At 64.3% G+C, this 1,579-nt stretch carries 2 protein-coding genes; both read right to left on the bottom strand.

From position 1 onward, the window contains the following. Window positions 1–662 (bottom strand): FecR domain-containing protein (locus J5J06_02720; GenBank protein MCO6435983.1); only part of this gene is annotated, 662 nt, incomplete at its 3' end. 54 nt (window positions 663–716) lie between these two features. After that, a partial coding sequence (locus J5J06_02715; GenBank protein MCO6435982.1) for a hypothetical protein occupies window positions 717–1,579 on the bottom strand: 863 nt, incomplete at its 5' end.

Genomic DNA, 1,579 nt, shown 5'->3' with positions numbered 1-1,579 from the left:
TCGCGCTCTTCGCCCTGGGCGAACTCCTGCTGCGGGGGCAGGGGAGCCGGGCCCGAAGTGGGCACCTCCGTGGTTTCCTGCGGCGGCTGATTCGGATCCGTGGGCGCTACGCCGGAGATCCCGGCCGGAATGTCGATGGTCCCCGCCGGGTTGGCGAGGAACCAGATGCCGCTGGTGCCCTGAACGAGGGTGGAGCCGTCGTCCTGCACCTGGATCACGCCGCCGGTGCCGCGGATGCCGACAGTCGCCGTGGGCGTGGACACGAGGTACCTGTTGCGATTGACCCGCCCGATCAGGCCGGTGACGGTGCGCATCGCGCCCTTGAGCAGGGAGTAGAAGGCGCTCTCGGAGCCGTCGGTCTTGCCCTCGAACTTGTAGTCCTTGATGCCGAACTCGGTGTTGGGCTGAAGCGAGATGTAGGCGCCGTCGGCCATGCGGACCTGCACGCGGCCGCCCTGTTGGGTGCGCACGGTGTCGCCGGAGTCGACCTCGGTGCCGCGGGTTGCCGGCCGCGCCTGCCCATTGGCCCCCACCACGGTGGCCGGGCCGATGGCGAACTCCACGCGCCCGGCGGCACCTTGCGCCTGGCCCGCGAACGCCGTCGAGATCAACGCCAGCAGCAGGCCGCTGCGGTTCAGTCTAAAGGGCTTCTTGCTCGGCATGCGGACTCCCAAGCCAAATTAACTATGTAGGCAACTTGTCATCAAAACTCTGCGCTACTGCTTTGTGAATGCGGCGGCCCCCAAGACGTCCTTGTTGGCCGCGAAATCGTCGATGTGATACCCGACGCCCGCGCGCTCGGCAGTTGCCCCGGCGAAAAAGCCCTCGATCGAGGCACTGCAACTGCTGGCACAACCAGTCACCGACGGGCTTATCGAGAACGCGGCGGATGAGGTGCTCGTGGAGCCGGTCATACCGTACGTGCGGTCTGGCATCGTGACGGTAAAGTTCGCGTTGATTGTCGCGACCGATGTTCCGAAATCAACGCTCAAAGAGCCATTGAAGCTTCCGGGTGCCTGCGATCCGTCAGCGTACGTTGGCCGTGTCGCGCCCAGCAGACTGTAGGTGGCCACCCCGGACGTCGGAAGACTTGGCGTTGGCATCCCCACCACAAAATGCAGGCCCTTATTGCCGTCGTAGGTCTCATTGATCGCATTCATGCCATCAATCTCTGCCTGTCCGGTGACATTCCCGGTCCATCTGCCCCAGGCAATAAGGCCATCGTTTCCATAATCCACGATGGACGTGCCATCCGAGATGAATTTCTGATCGAGGAGATCCACGATCTCGGTCATGCGACCCAGTCCGTCGAACGTGGCGGTTGCACTGGACATGGTCACCACCCACGGAACGGTAAAGGTGCAGCAGTACGCGATGGTTCCCGTATATCCACTGCCAGTCGTCAGCAACGCTGTGGGCGACGCTGACGAAATGACATTCTCGCCGTCCGACTCGCGCTCTTCGCCCTGGGCGAACTCCTGCTGCGGGGGCAGGGGAGCCGGGCCCGAAGTGGGCACCTCCGTGGTTTCCTGCGGCGGCTGATTCGGATCCGTGGGCGCTACGCCGGAGATCCCGGCCG

The organism is Phycisphaerae bacterium (assembly GCA_024102815.1).
Classification (GTDB): Bacteria; Planctomycetota; Phycisphaerae; order UBA1845; family UBA1845; genus JAGFJJ01.
The sequence above is the reverse complement of the archived record's forward strand: the minus strand, read 5'-3'. Positions and strand labels throughout refer to the sequence as shown.